We start from the raw sequence: 18,859 nt of genomic DNA on the forward strand, positions 1-18,859 counted from the left end.
GACTGTTCGGGTTCAATGGACTAACGGACGGGGCACCTCTCTCACCCACGGCCTGCAACGACCTGGGGGTTTGCGGGCTCCCGTCCGTCACCGCAACGTCTACAATAGCAGACCTGCGGCGCTTCGACTTACAAGGGGTTGTCTCCGCGCGTGAACTCTTGCAGTTCGACTCGTTGAAGCAGACCCCTTATCCGGCGCCATAGCCGATGCAGAGCATCGGCGTTCTTAAGAACGGCGGCCGAAGGCCGCCTATGCCACCTTCTCCCACAAGGGGAGAAGGAAGACTCCCTCACCCCTTGAAGAACGCGAGCAGGTCCGCGTTGATGGTTTCGGCGTGCGTGGTCGGCATGCCGTGCGGGAAGCCCTTGTAGGTCTTGAGCGTGCCGTTCTTCAGCAGCTTGGCCGACAGCGGGCCGGAATCGGCGTAGGGAACGATCTGGTCGTCGTCGCCGTGCATCACCAGCACGGGCACGCTGATCTTCTTCAGGTCCTCGGTGAAATCGGTCTGCGAGAACGCGACGATGCCATCGTAATGCGCCTTCGCGCCGCCCATCATGCCCTGGCGCCACCAGTTCTGGATCACCGCTTCCGACGGCTTTGCGCCGGGACGGTTGTAGCCGTAGAAAGGACCGGAAGCGACGTCGCGGTAGAAGCCGGTGCGGCTGGCGGCGAGCTGCTTCTGGAGATCGTCGAACACGCTCTTCGGCAGGCCGCCGGGATTGGCCGCCGTCTGCACCATCAGCGGCGGCACCGCGGAGAGGATCGCAGCCTTCGCCACCCGGCTCTCGCCGTGACGCGCGATGTAGTGCACGACCTCGCCGCCGCCGGTGGAGTGGCCGACATGGATGGCGTTCTTGAGGTCGAGATGCGCGGTCACCGCCGCGAGATCGTCGGCATAGTGATCCATGTCGTGGCCGTCGGCGACCTGCGAGGAGCGGCCGTGGCCGCGGCGGTCATGGGCGATGACGCGGTAGCCGTGATTGGCGAAGAATATCATCTGCGTGTCCCAGTCGTCGGCCGACAGCGGCCAGCCATGGCTGAACACGATCGGCTGGCCCGAGCCCCAATCCTTGAAAAAGATCTCGACGCCGTCCTTGGTGGTGATGGTGGGCATGAATGGCTCCTTCAGTGAAAATCAATCCGGGGCTCGCAAAACGCGAGCCGGCGATCCGGAGATGGTCGGGCGATGTCACGAGGTCGATGCCGCGCACCGACCGTGAACGTGCGATCAGGCAAACGTCATCGGCTTGTAGCGGCGCCAGGCGCCGATGGTCAGCACCACGAAGAACACCAGCACGATGCCCTGCACCACGGCGAACACGGGGCCTCCCGGCGGATTCGGCGGCACGGCAGGCGCGAGCGCGGCGAGCGCCGGCACCTTCAGGAACGACTGGATCACCAGCACGAAGACGTTGAAATAGAGCGAGATCATCGCGGTCACGATGTAGACGGGACGCCAGACCCCTTTGAGCTTCATTCCGTAGAGCGCGAGGCAGGCGATCGCGAGCAGCACCAGCGAGATGCCGGCGATGATGTACGAGGGCAGCAGCTCCTTGAACGGAAACAGGAAGCCGGTGACGCTGGTGAGGATCGTGAACAGCAGGAAGATCGCGGTGAGGCCCGGCATCGGCTTCGACCCGAGCAGGCCGAACATCACGACCAGGCCGGCGACGATGCCGATCAGGCTGATGATGACATGGACCAACGTGAAGGCGGGCAGGCTCAATCCAAGCATCATCTCACTCTCTCCGTTTGGAAGCTTTGGATGGTATTACGGCCCTCATTGAATGGCTACATGCGCGATGTCACAGGCTCGTGCGGAGCCATGCGCCGTCGTGCGAATCGACAAACGCATGACTGAATTTTTTGCACCGCTGTCACAAACGAGAGCAGTTTGTAGCCCGGATGGGGCGAAGCTAAATCCGGGCTACGAGCTTGCAGGTCTTCGACGAAAGTTGAATCGAATTTGGCGAGACGCTTCGCGCGCGCTCAGACTTCCTTGGTGTCGAAGATCAGCAGATCGGCGCCGCCGCTGGCGAATTTCGGCACGTCGCCCGCGGCCGCCTTGCCAGCTTCGCTGCCGAAGGCCTTCTGGATGTCGCCCACGCTGTCGAAGCTGAGAATGGCGACGAGGTGGACGCCCGATGGTCCGGCGGGCGAGCCGACTGCGCCCGTACTGACGGCGTATTTCTTCAGGCCGGGAAGTTTCTTCGCGAGCGGAATGTGGGTCTCGGCATAATGCTTGTCGAAGGCGGCGGCGTCCTTGGGCGTCTTGTAGAGCACGACGAGTTCGGCCATTTAGTCCTCCCTTGTGAATCTTTTGTTCTTCCACGCGCGATTGGCCTCGCGACGGGGCGATAGTCCGTGGGACACGGCAAGATGGCAAGTGAGATTCCGCTTGCCGTCTGCTTGTCTTGTCCTTGACTAAAGCGCCGGTTTTGCGGCGTCGCCGAGATAGCCGTGCAGGGAGGCCACGACCTGCGCGCCTTCGCCAATGGCGCCGCCGACGCGCTTGACCGAGCCGGAGCGGACGTCGCCGACCGCGTAGACGCCGGGCACCGAGGTCTCCAGTGGGGCCACCAGCTTGCCCTGGTTCAGCTCGGACTGCGCGCCCGTCACGACGAAGCCGCCGCGATCGAGCGTGACGCCGCAGCCGTCGAGCCAGCTGGTGGCGGGATCGGCACCGACGAACAAAAAGAGATTCTTGATGTCGGCGGAGTCTTCATCGCTCGACAGCCGGCTCTTCCAGCGGATGCGCCGCAGCAGCGAAGCCTCGTCGCCCTCGAGCGCGGTGATCTCGGTGTTGAACATCAATTCGATGTTGGGTGTCGCTTCGATGCGCTCGATGAGATAGCGCGACATGCTGGCCCCAAGCCCGCCGCCGCGGATGATCATCAGCACCTTCTTGGCGTGTCCCGACAGGAACACGGCCGCCTGGCCCGCCGAATTGCCGGCGCCGACCAGGGCCACCTCCTCGCCGGCGCAGAGCCGCGCCTCGACCGGAGAGGCCCAATACCAGACGCCGCGGCCCTCGAACTTGTCGAGGTTCTCGATCTCGGGGCGGCGATAACGCGCGCCGCTCGCAACCACGACTGCGCGCGAACGCAAGGGATCGCTGCCGTCGAGCGTCACCGCAAAGGCGCCGTCCCGGCGCGTGCAGTCGAGCGACTTCACCGTGACGGGGATCATGATGTCGGCGCCGAACTTCTGCGCCTGGTTGAACGCGCGCGCGGTCAGGGCCTGGCCGGAAATGCCGGTCGGAAAGCCCAGATAGTTTTCGATGCGCGCGCTGGCGCCGGCCTGGCCGCCGAAGGCGCGGGTGTCGAGCACGGCGACCGAAAGCCCTTCGGAGGCGGCATACACCGCGGTCGCCAGCCCCGCGGGTCCGCAGCCGACGATCGCGACATCGTAGATGCGGTCGTTGCGGGGGCCGCCGATCATGCCGATCGCGCGCGCAACCTCGGTTTCGCTGGGGTTGCGCAGCACCTCGCCGCTCGCCGCGACGACCAGCGGCCAGTCTTCCGGCTTCGGCGAATAGCGCGCGATCACCTCGGCGGCGTCGCGGTCACGCTCGGGATCGAGCAGATGATGCGGCTGGCCGTTGCGGGTGAGGAAGCCCTGCAAGCGCACCACGCCGGCCGAATACGAGGGACCGATCAGCACCACACCGCCGACGCCGGCCTGAAGCAGATTGACCCGGCGCAGGATCAGCGCGCGCATGATGCGCTCGCCGAGCTCGGCCTCGGCGACCAGCAGCGCGCGCAGGCGGGGCGGCGGCAGCAGCAGCGTCTCGACCTCGCCTTCGGCGCGGCCGTCGACCAGCGCCGGCCGGCCCGAGAGCTGGCTGAGCTCGGCCAGAAATTGCCCCGGCCCCTGGTCGATCAGCGGCGTGACATTGCCGAGCCCGTCGCGCTGGGTGATGGCGACGTGGCCCTTCAGCACGACGAACATGCCCGGTCCGGGCTTGCCGGTCTCGAATAGGAATTCGCCGTCAGCGTAGGTGCGGACCTCGCCGAAATTCCGCATGCGCTCGATCTCGGCCGATGTCAGCGCCGGAAAGGTCTGCTCAGGGCGCGTGAACCGCGACATCTGCGCGTCACCATCGTCTCGTTGCTGCTCGTCCTGCCCCATTGCCACGTCCATGCACTCCAAAAAATCTAATCGCCAGACTTCAATCGCCGGTCTTGCCGGCGGTCCCCTCATCTAGGGAAGCATCGTCGTTCTGCGAGGGGTCGGTGATTGCGGCGCGTTCGCGCGCCTGCACTTTACGTCGCTTCAGGTTTTCGCGCAGCGCCGATTTCAGCCGGTCGTCCCGCGCCCCCCTCGCCTGTCTCGTGCTCTTGTCGTTCTCGTCAGCCATTAGCGGTCCATACCAGCGATCCGCGATAACATGCCCGGAGAATGCGGCAGCTCAAGAGGCCCCTCACGAACTGTTCGTGCGAAATCCAAAATGGGCCGAATGCCATGCCGCGGCCAACTGGCCAGTTGGCCGGGGATATCGGAACCGAAATCGGCGGAAAGTCGGTACTTTCACCTGAAAACGGGCATTTTGGCCCCGATATCGACCCGATTTTCTCGTTTTGGCGGAGCTAGCAAGCTTGCACAGGAGGGGGGCTTGTGGCAGATATCGGCCCGCTTGGTAGGCCCCCTTGGCGGCCGATTCTCATCCCAGCACATGCTGCCGTAGCTCAGTGGTAGAGCACTCCATTGGTAATGGAGAGGTCGACAGTTCAATCCTGTCTGGCAGCACCAGTTTCCTCAGAAAATCGCCTTCTTCCGTTGCCCGGTTGCCTCCTGGGAGGGGCCGGACGTGTCGTCCGCCCCCTCCGATTCTCGCAGTGATCGAGCTCAGCTAGAAGCCGAAGCCGATGCCGCCGGCTGCGAGATGGTGCGATGTGCCGCCGAAGCTGGCCGTCCACGGGCTGGTCGCAGCATGAGCGGGATTCACGGTGGAGCCGAAAACCTGCTTCACATCGCCGACGTACAGATAGCGGTACTCGCCGAACAGGTAAGCGCCGCTGTTGCCGAGGGCGAAGCGCGCACCGGCCTTGGCCTGTGCCGCAAAGGTCCAGGCTGAGGAGTCCGGACGCGCGTTGAAGTGGTTGATGCCAGGCTCGGCCGGGTCGGTCTGTGTGGACGTGGCGCCGTTGATGGAGACGTTCGCGGCCCCGATCCCGCCACCGATATAGGGCGTGATGCCTTGATAGGGCGTGTTGAAACCGACAACCATGTTCGCCAGCAGCACCGTGGTGCGCGTCGGGAAAGTCGTGTCGAAGGAGTGCTCTGCAAATCGGTCTGTGGGGGTCACCAACGTCGCACGCGGCTGGTTACCTGCCAGATAGAAACCTTCGATCTCCAAAGCGGGCCGCAGATACGTACCATACGACCATTCATAACCGAGATGCGCGCCACCGAACCCGACGCCGCCGCTGCTGGTCCGCCCTGTGGCGTCGACAGCCAAGGGGCCCCCGACGGCCTCAACGAAAAAGACGGTGCCGAGCTGGCTGACGTCAGTGCCGCCGCGACTGCCGCCGCCACCGAACACACCGACATAGGCACCGCCGGTGCGCGCCGGCACGACTGCGGGTCCCTTGTTGTACATCGCATAAGCCTGCGCGGGCGGTGCTACCGCAACCGTCTCCCTCGCGGCGTCGCGTCCGGCTGGCTTGGCTGCCGGTGCAGTCGCCTCTCGCGGAGTGACCGTGCGCCGCTCCTGTTTGGCCTCCTTCAATTCGGCGCGCAGCTCGGAGATGGTCTGCTGCTGCGCTTTCAGCATGCGAAACAGTTCGGCGTTGGAGGGAACGTCCTCGGCATGGGCGGCGCTCGCCGTCATCAATCCCGCGGCCACGATGAAACATTTACGCGCTGTCATTTGATACCCCGCCCCTCGGTTGCAAATCATCGCTGACACTATGGAACCTGGTCAGGCCATCGCAAAGATATCGCGTCCGCGGATGCGACCGTTTGAGGCACCTAAGCTGGCGATTACGAACGCATGTGGATTTTGAGCGACACGCACCCCGCGTCTCGATCAATCCCATCGGGCAACACGATTCTCAATTCACGCATGAAGCGGCATTCTCGCGGCATGAAACGCCCGAGTTTTGCTCTCCTCTTTCGCTCTCTTCCGTGAAGAGGGCGCAGGGAAGGCCGGGTGCCGGCTGGCACCCATGATCCGCTGCGCCAGGAATTTGCACACGCAAATGCGCAGGCGGGAAACAGGTGGGCCGGAAAAACACCCGGCCTTCCCTGCGCGATGGTCTGACGGCTTATGCGCGCTCTCCCCGGAGCCGAGTTCCTTCTGGCCTCCGTCACCTCGCGAATTGGCGATGCCTCGAAACCCGGTAGAGCCCCGATCCATCTCCGCAAGGCTTGACCGTAGCAACGACGGTCAGGACCACGCGTTTTCGCCGTACGCAGCGATCCAGCTCCGCCCAAGGGCTTCGCCGGACACAGGCGCCGTCCGTCCCGCACGCAGTCAAGGCCCTCACGAGGTTCATCTCGCCCTGGTCCCGCATTCGCGTGCCCGGCACTGCCGCGTCCACCGCACCCCGGCCCACGTTCGTGACGACGTACGATCGCCCCTCTTCTCGGGCCGGGATGGCGGAGAGAATGCCGCAATTCCGAATTTCGGTAAAGTGGAATATTTTTACTGAAGAGGATTGACGGGTTTGTGCGAGCGGCGGGTGTTTTGCCCGACGCATCAATTAGCGCGAGCGTGTCGGCTTTTGGCGACATCGCATTTGTCACTCGCCGCAGGTTCCATCAGGTCATGCTGCTGACGCATTCTCTGTCTTAGTCGGGGACAACCTAAAACACTGCGTGCGGACCGCTCTGGTTCGCACATCGGTTCCGTAGCCAGGGGTTGGCTCGAATCCGCAAAGCACTGGTGCAAGTTCGTGAACGCTTCCGCGTTCGCTTGACCATGTTTGCGGTGTCGGAACCGGACGATCGAAAAAATCACAGGAGTTATAATGCTGTTCCGCTCGAGCGCCGCAATTTGCGGCGCCCTGGTTGCGCTTGCCGTTTCTGTTCCCGTTGATCGAAGTGAAGCGTGTGAAGTTCACTCAAGCGCCGTCGTCGATGCCGCCTCCGGGGAGGCGATCGTTGGCGCCGCATCCATGTACAATCCGTTCAAGCCCGGCAAGGAAGAGGGCGGTCCGAACACAGCCTCCGGCGAGCGCTATGATCCCTCTGTCTGGGCGGCTGCCATCAAGACGAATTTGCGCGGGAAATTTGGTGGGGTCCAATTTGGCGCGAGGCCGAAATATGCGCTCGTCGAGGCCGTCGGCAAGAAGGTCATCGTCAAGATAAATGACGTGGGGCCATTAAGGCCTGGCCGCATCATCGACCTCAACGAGCGGACGATGCGCCATTTCGATCCAAGCCTGGAACTCGGAGTCATTGTTGGCGTAAGGGTGATCCCACTTTCAGGGGACGATTGGATCCCGGGACCGGTGGGCTGAACGTCCCACGCGAAGTGGCGTGGCCCGGATGGAGCGCGAGCGTAATCCGGGACCGTCAGCCGCGGAGCGAACTTGCGGCGGCGCAGAGAAGCACAGTCATCTCGCGGGGGTTTCGTCTTCGTCCGCCTGGTGTCCGGTGAGGCGATCGTCGGCACGGCGCAGCCGCCGGCATAGCTCTCGATTGACGTTCTGCAGGACGATCACATAGGCGTGGATATCGGCCTTGTAGCAAGCGTAGAGCTTTTGCGCCGTCAGCTCGTACAGCACCGTCGGACTCTCCGCGACCACCGTGGCGGAGCGATTCTGCATTTCAATCAGCGTCATTTCACCGAAGAAATCGCCAGCCTCCAGAACGGAAATCGGGATGACGTTCCCCGAGTTCGCCCGCTTGCTCACCGCCAGCCGGCCGGACTTGACGATGAACAGCGAGCGTCCCGGCTCGCTTTCCGCCACGACGGTCGCGCCGGCATCAAAGCGGCACTCGACCAGCATCGAAATCAGCAGGTCGAGGCTCGGGTCCGGAAGACCGCCGAAGAACGGCGTCGCGAGCAGGAACGTTTTCAGCTCGGGGGCACTGACAACCATCGCGCTAGGATACGCCCCGTCGCTATCTGCGACAAGCGGAGCGGAGATCGGCGCTGACGACGCCGAACGTGTTTGAACAAGGCGGTCAGCAAAAGTTTCGTAGGATGGTAGAGCGCTTGCGAAACCCATCATGCTTCCGCGCGGACAAAGTGCGATGGGTTTCGCTTCGCTCTACTACGCGCTACGCGCGGCCATGTCACCGCGGCGCAGTGCTCTCGCCGCGCAAGGTCCTTCGCTTTCGCCACACCTGCAGGTCGATCATGACTTTTACGGTTGCCGCGAGGACGAGCGCGCAGAGTGCCGCCTTAGAGATCGTCTCCATCGTCCCCTCGATTAGCAGGCAATGGACCACGCTGCCTGCGACGATGACGATCGCCAGCGGCATGTGAATGAAGCGCCAGGTTCGTGGTCGCAGTCCCAATCGCCGGCGCAGGGCGGCCAAAAGCGCGACCGCGAAGATGGCCCACATCGCGGTCACGCCAAAGGGAGAGAACGGCGTCGGCGATGAGAAAGTCAGCGCGTCGATCATGTCGGGCGGGCTGGTGATCCAGAGGCCAACGACATGGATCACGATCGCTGCGACCAGCGCGCCGCCAATCCAGTGATGTGCGCGCCGTCCGCGATAGGCCGGAAATCCCGGCAGATATCCGCCGATCAGCAGGGGCTGAACGAGCACGAGGCCGAGGGCAACAATCCCCGCAAACCCGGCCAGGATGTAAAGCGAACCGCGCCATGCGAGCTGCTCGCTTCCCGCTGCCGCGGCGATCGGCACGCCAATTGCCAAAGCAAGGGCGACCCAGATCAGGATCACCCGGGCCAGTCTCCACCCCTTCATTCGCAACCCGGTCAGCCCGGCTGCAGGACGAAGTGCGCTTCCAGGCTCGTCTCCTTCGCGCTCCGCATCACCGGCCGCAGAAAGACGGTCTTGAACTCGCCGCTGTCATAGGCGAGGTGACCGTGCGGCTGGCCGAAGATCGGAATGATCTGCGGCATCTCGAGCCGGAACTTGCCGTCCTTGTCGGTGAGCGTGGCGCCATGACTCTGCGGCTCCTGCTCCTGCCCTTCGGTCGTGTGCGCCCAGATCTGGATGCGCTGCCCGGCGAGCGGCGCCCCGTCGCCTGCGCGGCGTACGGTGCCGCTCATCCAGAAGCCGCCCTTGCCGATCCGGTCCACGATCGCCGCGCCCTTCCGGTAATTGTTCGCGCCACCCGACATCGACTCGGTCGGTGCGAGGCCTTCGGCACGGGCCGGCAACAGGAGCCCGGACACCCCGGCCGCCAGGACCGAGCCGCCGGCGGCGAGGAGATAGCGTCGGTTGAGTACGACCATGGTCATGTCAGTTCCTCCTCGCGACCCCAGCAGTTGTTTCACCAAGGGTACAACAACAGGCGCAAAACGCCCAGTTGAGACAAAGGGCGCCATGGGTCGCAATAACAGGGTTGTGAACGGAGGTGCCGGCCACTCAAACAGCCGCGAACGAACGCCATTCTCGCGGCATGAAACGCCCGAGTTCGGTTTTGGTCCTTCCCGCTCGTCCGTGAAGAGGGTGCAGGGAAGACTTGGTGCCGGCTGGCACCCATGGCCCGCTGTGCTGCTTCGGCCATAGCGCCGGGCCACTGTTCAGCCTGCTGCGGGCGTAATAGCCTGATCGGTCCAACACATCATGCGGGGCAAACTTGCTCAATGCGGGCTGGGAGAGACCATCAATGAAGCGCTGGTTGCCCGGACTCGACACTCTCCGTCAATATGAAGCAGCATGGCTTCCGCACGATATCTTCGCCGGCATCGTCCTGGCGACAATGCTGGTCCCGGTCGGCATTGCCTATGCAGCTGCATCGGGCCTGCCGGGCATCTACGGTTTGTACGCAACGATCGTGCCGCTGCTGGCCTACGCGCTGTTCGGCCCAAGCCGCATTCTCGTCCTTGGCCCGGACTCGGCGCTGGCGGCAATACTCCTTGGAGTCATCGCTCCCTTGGCTCAGGGCGATCCCCTGCGGGCCGTGACACTCGCGGGCATGATGGCGATTGTCTCAGGGACGGTCTGTATCCTGGCAGGTGTCGCGCGCCTTGGCTTTATCACCGAGCTTCTCTCGAAGCCGATACGCTACGGGTATATGAACGGAATTGCCCTGACCGTATTGATCAGCCAGCTGCCCAAGCTCTTCGGCTTTTCCATCGAGAGCGAGGGGCCACTGCGAAGCCTGTGGGCGATTGTCAGCGCGATCCTTGGGGGGCAGATAAACTGGGTCGCGTTCGCGATTGGCCTCGCCACGTTGATCGTGATCCTGCTTCTCAGGAACAACAAGCGGGTACCGGGCCTTCTGATTGCGGTCGTTGGGGCTACGCTCGTCGTCGGGGTGCTTGATCTCGGGACGCAATACGGCGTCAAGGTGCTGGGCCCCCTTCCCCAGGGCCTGCCGGGTTTCGTTGTCCCATGGATCACCTCCAGCGACCTCGTGCCGGTGCTGATCGGCGGTTGTGCAGTAGCGATGGTTTCGTTTGCCGATACGAGCGTACTTTCACGTGCCTATGCTGCGCGATTGGGGTCTCGGGTCGATCCCAACCAAGAGATGGTCGGGCTCGGTGCCGCCAATCTGGCGACGGGATTTTTCCAGGGCTTCCCGATCAGCAGCAGTAGTTCACGGACACCCGTTGCGGAAGCCGCCGGTGCCCGCACTCAACTCACCAGCGTCGTAGGCGCGCTTGCCATCGCGTTGCTCCTCCTGGTCGCGCCGAGCCTGCTCCAACATTTACCCACCGCCGCATTGGCCGCCGTCGTCATCGCATCGGCGATTGGCTTGATTGAAGTTGCCGACCTCAAACGAATCTATCGCATTCAGCGGTGGGAATTCTGGCTGGCGATCGTCTGCTTTGTCGGCGTAGCAGTGCTCGGAGTCATTCCAGGAATTGGTCTTGCGATCGCAATCGCTATCATCGAGTTCCTGTGGGACGGTTGGCGCCCACACTCCGCCGTATTGGGGCGCGCCCACGGCGTCAAAGGCTATCACGACATCACACGATATCCGGATGCGCGCCGGGTCCCCGGGCTGGTCCTGTTTCGCTGGGATGCACCTCTGTTTTTTGCCAACGCCGAATTCTTCAGGGAACGCGTCCTGGATGCCGTAGCGACATCGCCAACACCCGTGCGTTGGCTAGTTGTTGCCGCGGAGCCGGTCACGAGCGTAGACGTCACCGCCTGCGACGTGGTTGCCGAACTGGACCGATCGTTGCACGCGCAAGGCATAGAGTTTTGTTTTGCCGAACTCAAAGATCCCGTGAAGGACAAGCTGAAAAGATTTGGCCTCTTCGCGCAGCTTGGAGAGAATTACTTCTTCCCGACAATCGGCGTAGCCGTCGCCCGCTATCTCGAAACCAACAACGTGGAATGGGAGGACTGGGAGGACGACGATGTGCAGGGCTTGGAGAGAGTAGCGGGCCAAGATACCGCGTCTGGTCCTTAGCCGAGATTCAGACTCAAACCCGACAACTGCGTCCTGACGTGGTATCATTTTTGTCCCGGATGCGCAGCGATTGCAGTCGTATGCTCGCCGTCCCTTTTTCGACGACAGCCACCGTCATCGTGTCGGGCTCGAAGGTCACCTCGAGGTCGGCGCCGGCATCGACGGCAGTGCCGATCATCACCAGATCGACGAATTCCCTCCCATCGTTATCGCCGAAGATGGCGCGCTTGATACCCAACCAACTTTGGACCGGCACCCTGACCGGGTCGCATTCGTTTGCGTAGGCCAGAGTCACGCTGCCCCGAGGCCTGGCGCCGTTATGCACGAGATAGATGCCTTGGCCACCGACAAGCCAGAAACCGGGCGAATCTCGACCGTTCATGGCTCGCACCGAAACCGGCCATTGCCGGACGGCCTCGTTCCAGAGCGCCTTCAGCCTCGCATGAGGGAAGGTCAGCTTCACTGAAGTTGGTTCCGCCGAGCTGCGTAGTTACGAGTTGCGATCGCGTCGGCAATCTGGTCGCGTGGCACAACGCACACGATCTGGGCATCATTCGGCAGGGCGAACGTCAGCCAATAGGTTTCGGCGTCGTACGCGGCGATCACCACGACGGCTTCGACGTAGGCAGCCTTGCTGTTGTCGGCGACGGAAAACCCAGCGTCCGTCAGCGCGGTGCGTTCCTGTTCGTCAAACTTCACGGCGTCATCTCGTGTCTGGAGGACGCCCCCGCAACTCGCGGTTTACCCACACCGCTTACGGAAACCTCGTTAAATCGCATTAAGGTTGTGAAGGATCGGCAATGTCCGGCGACGACGGGAGCCCGACGACTCAAGCGTCACGGCTGCGCGAACGAGACCCAAGCCATTGAATGATCCTTCTTGTCAGCGCCGCGTCCCTCAATATTCAGCAAGCATCCACTGGTGGCGCCGCAGCGCCCTACCGCGACTGCGTCCAGATGTCGCGCTCATCGTCCATGGTCAGGACGATCGGCATCGGCTTCGGCTGGATCGGTTGTTACCGCGATTTAACTGGCTGATCTCTCCGGATCGGGCGAGGGCTGCACGCGAGCACACCGTCCGCGAGAACGACCAACTATGCCGGAAATTGAAATCACCGACGAGTGCCGCGCTCTGATTGCGGCCGAGTTCCCGTCCGACGATACTGGACAACGCCTGGCAAGCGGCAAATGGCAGATACAGATCGATGAGGTGACGTGGCAAATGCTGCAAGGCACGCCGGCCCGGCGAGTCAGTATCGGACTGCATCATTCGCGTTATCATCATCATCCAGCACAAGCGCGGCTTGCTGTAGCTGCTGCCAACGGGAAAGGTGCCGGCCACATCTCGACCGAACCGACAATCATGGAGGTTCGTCCCTCGACCCCAGAGACGTGGAATAGGAACGGCAGAACAATTCACGAGATGGAGCCAAAACTAGTAAACGGAGGACGATTTCGCTCTTGAGAAGCAAAAAGGTAAATCCTGGCCCGCTACGTCGTTTCTGACGTTAGCACAGCAGGTTTGGATTGCATTTGCGCGCTACGGCCGCGCTAACATTTCCATATTAAGCCACTACATGTGAGGCCGCAGCGCACATCGCACACCCACCCGGTACCCACCATGATCCCCTTCTCCGTGCTCGACCTCGCTCCCATCCGAAGAGGTGGCGATGCGGCGCAGGCATTTCGCAATTCGCTCGATCTCGCCCAGCATGCCGAGCGCTGGGGTTTTAAGCGGTTCTGGCTGGCCGAGCATCACAACATGACGGGCATCGCCAGCGCGGCAACGTCGGTGGTGATCGGACATGTCGCGGGCGGGACCAGGACGATCCGGGTCGGGTCCGGCGGGATCATGCTGCCGAACCATTCGCCGCTGGTCATCGCCGAGCAGTTTGGCACGCTGGAGTCGCTCTATCCCGGGCGGATCGATCTCGGGCTCGGCCGCGCGCCGGGCACCGATCAGTTCACGGCGCGGGCATTGCGGCGCGACCTCGCGACGAGTTCCGAAAACTTTCCACACGACGTGCTGGAGTTGCAGGCGCTGCTCGGTGATGTCCAGCCGAACCAGGCGATCCGCGCCGTGCCCGGCTTTGGGACGAAGGTGCCGCTCTGGATCCTGGGATCGAGCACCTTCGGCGCGCAGCTTGCCGCGATGCTCGGGCTGCCCTTCGCGTTCGCCTCGCATTTCGCGCCTCAAATGATGATGCCGGCGCTGCGCGAATATCGGGCGCGCTTCGAGCCGTCGGCGCAGCTCGACAAACCCTATGCGATGGTCGGCGTCAACGTGTTCGCCGCCGAGAGCGACGCGGAGGCGCAGCGGATGTTCTCCTCGCTTCAGCAGCAGTTCATCAATCTGCGCCGCGGCACGCCCGGCCCGCTGCCGCCGCCGGTCGACGACATGGATGCGCTGTGGTCGCCGGCCGAGAAGGCCATGGTCGGCCAGTCGCTGTCCTGCTCCGCCGTCGGCTCGCCTGCCGTGGTCGAGGACAGGCTGAAGGCGCTAATCGCCGAGACCGGCGCGGACGAGCTGATGACAACAGGCCAGATCTACGATCACGCCGCGCGGCTGCGCTCGTTCGAGATCGCAGCCGAGGTGCGGGATAGGTTGGCGAAGCAGCCGGCGGTGTGAATCAAGTCCGCCCTAGTCCGGAAAGCCGAACAGCTTTGCCGGATTGTGCACCAGGATCTTCTCCAGCTCGGCCTGGTCGGGCACGTAGCGATACATCAGCTCGAGCAGGTCGGCGTCGTTGGGCGGCTGCTTGACGGAGACGGGATGCGGCCAGTCGCTGGCCCAGACGCAGCGGTCGATTGCGGCCTCGATATAGGCGTGCGCGATCGGGATGACGTCGTCGTAAGGCGGGCCGGCCTTCGAGGTCTTCTCGCCGAGCGACAGCATCACCCAGAAATTGCCCTTGGCGAGCAGCTCGAGCATCTTGCGCAGGTTCGGGTCGGCCTTGCCGGCTTCCGGATCGGGCCGCGCCATGTGGTCGATCAGCACCGGAACGTCGAGATTCTCGTACTTGGCGACGCTGGAGACGATGCCGTCCTTCTCGGGCTGGATCTTCACGTACCAGCCGAGCTCGCGGATGCGCGCGATGGCGCGGGCGAAATCGGCGTCCGACAGCACGGCGCCGAGCTCCTGGCGGAAACTGAAGCGCGCGCCGCGCACGCCCGCGTCATGCAGCTTGGCGAGATAAGCGTCGTTCGCCTCCGCGAACACCAGTGCGTTGGCGCAGCCGCGATAATTCGGGCCCATCGCGGCGAGGCCGTCGAGCACGACGGAATGATCCGCACCATAGGTCGTGGTCTGCACGATGATGCCGCGCTCGATGCCGAGCGTCTTGTGCACGCGCAGCGCTGCTTCCCAGGTCGCGCTCGGCATCCGATAGGCCGCGCCGGGGCGCTCCGGATATTTGTCGATGGGTCCGAGCACGTGAAACTGGCTGTCGACAGTCTTCGGCGGCGGCGCCTTGACCGGGCGGCGGGGGTTCGGATCGAACGGCAGATAGGTCGGCATGCAAATGCTCCTTCAGTCGATCACGGCGGTGAAGTCGCACTGTACCAGTGCGCCGCCGTCCATATTGTCCATCGGCAGCGCGTGGCGCGCCGGGCGCGAATGCTCGTCCGGAAACATTTTCAGCCACTCGACATTGACCGGGCCGCGCTGCGTACGGTCCTTCAGCCACACCGTCATCTTGATGATGTCGTCCGTGGTGCCGCCGGCGGCTTCCACCGTCGCCTTCATATGCGCGAACATGTTGGCGCATTGCGCGTCCAGGCTCGCAGGCATCACGCCGGCCGCATCACGGCCGAGGATGACACCGGACATCACGAGATTGCCGATGCGGCAGGCGTTGGGAATCGGGTTGGCGTGCTTGAAGCCGCCGATGTGGATGCTCTTGCGCCGCGTTTGACCCGTCATGGTGCGCTCCCTCTCTCTTATTGGTTTAGACGAACTGGCACGACACCGAGCCGAACGCGCCATAGTCGGCATGGAACGTGTCGCCGCGGCGGATGTCGACGGGACGGGTGAACGATCCCGCCAGCACCACCTCGCCGGCCGCAAGATATTCGTCATGCGGCGCAAGGCGGTTGGCGAGCCAGGCGATGCCATTGGCGGGATGATTGAGCACGCCGGCGGCAAGCCCGGTCTCCTCGACCTCACCATTGCGGAACAGCAGCGCGCCGATCCAGCGCAGGTCCGCGTCCATGGGACGGAACGGGCGGCCGCCAAGCACCAGCGCGGCATTGGCCGCGTTGTCCGAGATCGTGTCCATGACCTTCCGCGTTTTGCCGGTCTCGGGATCGACGCGATGCATGCGCGTCTCCAGGATTTCGAGCGCAGGCGTGACGTAGTCGGTGGCGTTGAGCACGTCGAAGATGGTGCAGTCAGGTCCGCGCAGCGGCGCCTTCAGCACGAAGGCGAGCTCGACCTCGATGCGCGGCGCGTGAAAGCGGTCGAACGGAATGGGCGTGGCGTCGGCATAGAACATGTCGGCGAACAGCACGCCGTAATCGGGCTCGGAGATGCCGACCGCGTTCTGCATCGCCTTCGAGGTCAGGCCGATCTTGTGTCCCTTGATGACGCGGCCGCGGCCGAGCTGAAGTTTCGTCCAGGCGCGCTGGATGGCGTAGGCATCCTCGATGGCGAAGTCGGGATATTCCTTCGAGAACATCGGGATCAGCGTCTTGCTGCGCTCGGCCTCATCCAGGCGCGCGGCCAGGCGTTCGATCGTGGCGGTATCAAGCATGGCTTACTGCTCCGCGGCGACGGTGTTGCGCAGCACGCCGATGCCAGTAGACTCGACCTCGACGACGTCGCCCACCCTCAGCCAGCGCGGCGGATCGAAACGCGCGCCCGCGCCCGTCGGCGTGCCTGTTACGATCATGTCGCCGGGCTTCAGGATGGCAAAGGTGGAGAGATAGGAGATTAGGAAATCGAACGGGAACATCAGCCGCTCGGTCGTGTCCTGCTGCCGCACCTCGCCGTTGACGCGCGTGATGATGTCATGAGGCCCGCGCGGATCGAGCTCGTCAGACGTGACGATCCACGGCCCGATGCTGCCGGAGCGATCGAAATTCTTGCCCTGGGTGACGTTGAACTTGCCGTGGCGCAGCCAGTCGCGGATCGTGCCCTCATTGCACAGGGTCATGCCGAAGATGTGGGCGAAGGCCTGTTCGCGCGGGATGTGACGGCCGCCCCGGCCGATCACGATGACGAGCTCGCCTTCATAGTCGAGCTGGTCGGACACATGCGGCTTCTCGATCGGCTGGCCGGAGCCCGTCATCGACGACATGCTGCGCACGAACAGGCTGGGATATTTAGGCAGGTCCGAACTGTCTTTATACTCGGCATTGCGCTCGGCGTAGTTGACGCCGATGCACCAGAGCTTTTCCGGCGCCAGCACCGGCGGAAGCAGGACGAGGCTTTCCAGCGCGTGGTCGGGTTTTTGTCCGGCCACCGCTTCCTTCGCGTCCGCGAGCGCGTTGGCCGCGATCAGCGCTTTCACGTCGGAGAAGTCGCGGCCGATCCGCCTGGTCAGATCGACGACGCCGCCATCCACCGCCGCGCCATAGCGCGGCTCTCCGTCCAAGAGATAGCTTACGAGTCGCATTGTCGTGTTCTCCAATGGTCTTCAGGCACGAGGGCCCGCGCGATGGGCCGCGCGCTCAGTCTTTGGATTTGGGCGTCTGGAAGACAGTGTTCAGCGTCACGATCTCGCCGAGGCGGGCGTAGCGCGGGCCGCCGATGCGCGCGATCGGGTCGAGCGCCGCGGTCTCGACCTTGCCGTCGTTCACGAGGCCGTCGCGGATGTGGAACATCACGACCTCGCCGACGATCAGCCGGCTGCGGGCATCGCCGAATTCGAGGCACTGCCGGAAGCGACATTCCATCGCCACCGGTGCTGCCGCAAGCCGCGACACCTTGATCCGCTCGCACGGCAGCGTCTCCAGCCCGAGATGCTCGACCTCGCTGATTTCAGGCGGATGCTCGACGGAGCTGTCGTGCACCGCAGACATCAGCGGGGTATCGGCTATGTGGATCACGTATTCCTCGGTGTCGAGGATGTTGTGCGCGGTGTCCTTGTAGTCAGCGCCCTTGCGGCCGACGCTGATGGCCAGCATCGGCGGCTTCTGCGAGACGAAGGTGAAGGCGCTGAAGGGGGCGAGGTTGAGCACGCCGGAGCGCGACAGGCTCGTGACCCACGCGATCGGGCGCGGCACCACGATGCCGGTCATCAGCCGGTAGATGCGCTCCGCGCCGAGCTCGGTGGGGTCGATCCGCATCGATCAGTCAGCCTTGATGTTGGCCTTGCGCACGACCGGAATCCACTTGGCGTCCTCGCGCGCGAGATAGGCCTTGAACTCGTCCGGCGTCATCGGGGTGGATTCGCCGCCAAGCTTCTCGAACTTGTCGATCACACCGGGATCTTTCAGGATCGCAACCAGCGTCTCGTGAAGTTTGTCGACGATCGGCGCCGGCGTGCCGGCAGGCGCGAACAGGCCCGTAAAGGTCTGGCCGTCGAAATCCTTGTAGCCGAGCTCGGCGAAGGTCGGCACGTCAGGCAGCGACTTCAGGCGATGCGGGCTGGTGACGGCGAGCGCGCGGAACAGGCCGGCCTTGATGTGCTGGAGGCTGACCGTGAGCTGGTCGAATGCGAACTGCACCTGTCCGCCCAGGAGATCGTTGATCGCCGGCGCGTTGCCGCGGTAATGCGCGGTGACCCATTGCAGATCGAGGCTCGACTGCATCAGCTCGCTGAGCAGATGGTTGGTGGTGCCGGGGCCGGGCGAGGCCATGGTCAGCTTGCCGGGCTCGCGCTTGGCGAGCTCGATGAATTCCTTGAACGTCGTGGCCTGCACGGACGGGTGCACTTCGAGCACCAGCGGCGTCATCGAGATCGTCGAGATCGGAAGAAAATCCTTCTTCCAGTTATAGGCCTCGCGCTTGTTGATCTCAGTCGCGAACAGCACCGGACCGTTGGCACCGACGAACAGCGTGTAACCGTCGGGCGCCGATTTCGCGAAGGCTTCGCCCGCGATCATGCCGCCGGCGCCGGCCTTGTTCTCGATGATGAAGGGCTGGCCGAGCTTTTCCTGGAGCTTGTCGGCGACGATGCGCGCGGCGCTGTCGACATTACCGCCGGCCGGATAGGGCACGATCAGCTTGACGCTGCGCGCCGGCCATTGCTGGCCCGATGCGGGTCCCGCCAGCATCGCGGCTGCGGCAGCTATGGCAATCCAGATTAATCTCATGTTAACCTCCCGGCGGCGCTTCCAATTCCATATCGAATGCCGTGACGTCGCGCATGGCGCTCGATCGCGGCGCAATCTCCAGATGAGCGCT

At 63.5% G+C, this 18,859-nt stretch carries 22 protein-coding genes and 1 tRNA gene; 6 read left to right on the top strand and 17 right to left on the bottom strand.

Annotation, left to right across the window (positions count from 1 at the left end):
• Positions 1-289: 289 nt before the first annotated feature.
• The 5 genes from CT676_RS39650 to CT676_RS39670 form a co-directional block, all read right to left on the bottom strand.
• Positions 290-1,114: an alpha/beta hydrolase gene (locus tag CT676_RS39650; RefSeq protein WP_085400911.1), complete on the bottom strand. Its 825-nt coding sequence runs from the start codon at positions 1,112-1,114 to the stop codon at positions 290-292.
• 114 nt (positions 1,115-1,228) lie between these two features.
• Complete coding sequence (locus CT676_RS39655; RefSeq protein ID WP_085400910.1) at positions 1,229-1,738, bottom strand: hypothetical protein; 510 nt, start codon at positions 1,736-1,738, stop codon at positions 1,229-1,231.
• Positions 1,739-1,989: 251 nt separating this feature from the next.
• Positions 1,990-2,298, bottom strand: a complete 309-nt coding sequence (locus CT676_RS39660; RefSeq protein WP_063985878.1) for an EthD family reductase — start codon at positions 2,296-2,298, stop codon at positions 1,990-1,992.
• Positions 2,299-2,424: 126 nt separating this feature from the next.
• Positions 2,425-4,131: an FAD-dependent oxidoreductase gene (locus CT676_RS39665; RefSeq protein ID WP_085400907.1), complete on the bottom strand. Its 1,707-nt coding sequence runs from the start codon at positions 4,129-4,131 to the stop codon at positions 2,425-2,427.
• A gap of 40 nt (positions 4,132-4,171) precedes the next feature.
• Complete coding sequence (locus CT676_RS39670; RefSeq protein ID WP_028159142.1) at positions 4,172-4,360, bottom strand: hypothetical protein; 189 nt, start codon at positions 4,358-4,360, stop codon at positions 4,172-4,174.
• A 317-nt stretch (positions 4,361-4,677) separates the two neighbouring features.
• On the opposite strand from CT676_RS39670, the gene CT676_RS39675 reads away from it, so the two are divergent.
• Positions 4,678-4,752 (top strand) — tRNA-Thr (locus tag CT676_RS39675).
• A gap of 100 nt (positions 4,753-4,852) precedes the next feature.
• Here the strand turns inward: CT676_RS39675 and CT676_RS39680 are convergent.
• Positions 4,853-5,872, bottom strand: a complete 1,020-nt coding sequence (locus CT676_RS39680; protein ID WP_244623452.1) for a hypothetical protein — start codon at positions 5,870-5,872, stop codon at positions 4,853-4,855.
• A gap of 1,102 nt (positions 5,873-6,974) precedes the next feature.
• Between CT676_RS39680 and CT676_RS39690 the strand changes: the two genes are divergently transcribed.
• Complete coding sequence (locus CT676_RS39690; RefSeq protein WP_094184040.1) at positions 6,975-7,466, top strand: septal ring lytic transglycosylase RlpA family protein; 492 nt, start codon at positions 6,975-6,977, stop codon at positions 7,464-7,466.
• A 96-nt stretch (positions 7,467-7,562) separates the two neighbouring features.
• Here CT676_RS39690 and CT676_RS39695 read toward each other — a convergent pair whose 3' ends face one another.
• The 3 genes from CT676_RS39695 to CT676_RS39705 all read right to left on the bottom strand — a co-directional run bounded on the left by CT676_RS39695 (position 7,563) and on the right by CT676_RS39705 (position 9,386).
• The gene (locus CT676_RS39695; protein WP_071909253.1) at positions 7,563-8,051 is read right to left on the bottom strand and encodes a cyclic nucleotide-binding domain-containing protein; all 489 of its coding nucleotides are present in this window, start codon (positions 8,049-8,051) and stop codon (positions 7,563-7,565) included.
• Positions 8,052-8,247: 196 nt separating this feature from the next.
• Positions 8,248-8,886, bottom strand: a complete 639-nt coding sequence (locus CT676_RS39700; RefSeq protein ID WP_085400905.1) for a ferric reductase-like transmembrane domain-containing protein — start codon at positions 8,884-8,886, stop codon at positions 8,248-8,250.
• Between the two features lie 11 nt (positions 8,887-8,897).
• Complete coding sequence (locus CT676_RS39705; RefSeq protein ID WP_085400903.1) at positions 8,898-9,386, bottom strand: Twin-arginine translocation pathway signal; 489 nt, start codon at positions 9,384-9,386, stop codon at positions 8,898-8,900.
• Positions 9,387-9,757: 371 nt separating this feature from the next.
• On the opposite strand from CT676_RS39705, the gene sulP reads away from it, so the two are divergent.
• Positions 9,758-11,512 carry a sulfate permease gene (gene sulP / locus CT676_RS39710; protein WP_085400902.1) on the top strand — a complete coding sequence of 585 codons (1,755 nt, stop codon included), beginning with the start codon at positions 9,758-9,760 and terminating at the stop codon, positions 11,510-11,512.
• A 13-nt stretch (positions 11,513-11,525) separates the two neighbouring features.
• Here the strand turns inward: sulP and CT676_RS39715 are convergent, their stop codons facing one another.
• Together CT676_RS39715 and CT676_RS39720 are read right to left on the bottom strand one after the other, a co-directional pair.
• Positions 11,526-11,975 carry a DUF3085 domain-containing protein gene (locus tag CT676_RS39715; protein WP_071909249.1) on the bottom strand — a complete coding sequence of 150 codons (450 nt, stop codon included), beginning with the start codon at positions 11,973-11,975 and terminating at the stop codon, positions 11,526-11,528.
• Positions 11,972-12,211 (bottom strand): hypothetical protein, encoded by a 240-nt coding sequence (locus tag CT676_RS39720; protein WP_085400900.1) that lies wholly within the window; start codon positions 12,209-12,211, stop codon positions 11,972-11,974. The genes CT676_RS39715 and CT676_RS39720 overlap by 4 nt, the downstream gene beginning before the upstream one ends.
• Before the next feature lie 170 nt (positions 12,212-12,381).
• On the opposite strand from CT676_RS39720, the gene CT676_RS44560 reads away from it, so the two are divergent.
• From CT676_RS44560 to CT676_RS39730, 3 genes are all read left to right on the top strand, one after another.
• Positions 12,382-12,549: a hypothetical protein gene (locus tag CT676_RS44560; protein WP_161495807.1), complete on the top strand. Its 168-nt coding sequence runs from the start codon at positions 12,382-12,384 to the stop codon at positions 12,547-12,549.
• Between the two features lie 58 nt (positions 12,550-12,607).
• Entirely contained in the window at positions 12,608-12,976 is a 369-nt protein-coding gene (locus tag CT676_RS39725; protein ID WP_135216927.1) for a hypothetical protein, read from the top strand.
• 156 nt (positions 12,977-13,132) lie between these two features.
• The gene (locus tag CT676_RS39730) at positions 13,133-14,140 is read left to right on the top strand and encodes an LLM class flavin-dependent oxidoreductase (RefSeq protein ID WP_085400898.1); all 1,008 of its coding nucleotides are present in this window, start codon (positions 13,133-13,135) and stop codon (positions 14,138-14,140) included.
• 12 nt (positions 14,141-14,152) lie between these two features.
• Here CT676_RS39730 and CT676_RS39735 read toward each other — a convergent pair whose 3' ends face one another.
• Genes CT676_RS39735 through CT676_RS39760 form a run of 6 tightly spaced genes read right to left on the bottom strand, consistent with a single transcriptional unit; the run spans position 14,153 to position 18,768 of the window.
• On the bottom strand, positions 14,153-15,028 hold the full coding sequence (locus tag CT676_RS39735) for an amidohydrolase family protein (protein ID WP_085400896.1): 876 nt from the start codon (positions 15,026-15,028) through the stop codon (positions 14,153-14,155).
• A gap of 12 nt (positions 15,029-15,040) precedes the next feature.
• Positions 15,041-15,433: a RidA family protein gene (locus CT676_RS39740; RefSeq protein WP_028159133.1), complete on the bottom strand. Its 393-nt coding sequence runs from the start codon at positions 15,431-15,433 to the stop codon at positions 15,041-15,043.
• Between the two features lie 25 nt (positions 15,434-15,458).
• Positions 15,459-16,262, bottom strand: a complete 804-nt coding sequence (gene hpaH, locus CT676_RS39745; RefSeq protein ID WP_085400894.1) for a 2-oxo-hept-4-ene-1,7-dioate hydratase — start codon at positions 16,260-16,262, stop codon at positions 15,459-15,461.
• 3 nt (positions 16,263-16,265) lie between these two features.
• Positions 16,266-17,126: a fumarylacetoacetate hydrolase family protein gene (locus tag CT676_RS39750; protein ID WP_135216928.1), complete on the bottom strand. Its 861-nt coding sequence runs from the start codon at positions 17,124-17,126 to the stop codon at positions 16,266-16,268.
• A 55-nt stretch (positions 17,127-17,181) separates the two neighbouring features.
• The gene (locus tag CT676_RS39755) at positions 17,182-17,799 is read right to left on the bottom strand and encodes a flavin reductase family protein (RefSeq protein ID WP_135216929.1); all 618 of its coding nucleotides are present in this window, start codon (positions 17,797-17,799) and stop codon (positions 17,182-17,184) included.
• Positions 17,800-17,802: 3 nt separating this feature from the next.
• Entirely contained in the window at positions 17,803-18,768 is a 966-nt protein-coding gene (locus CT676_RS39760) for a tripartite tricarboxylate transporter substrate binding protein (RefSeq protein WP_085400888.1), read from the bottom strand.
• Between the last annotated feature and the right edge of the window lie 91 nt (positions 18,769-18,859).

Source organism: Bradyrhizobium sp. MOS001 (assembly GCF_004634465.1).
In the GTDB taxonomy this organism is placed as follows: Bacteria; Pseudomonadota; Alphaproteobacteria; order Rhizobiales; family Xanthobacteraceae; genus Bradyrhizobium; species Bradyrhizobium barranii.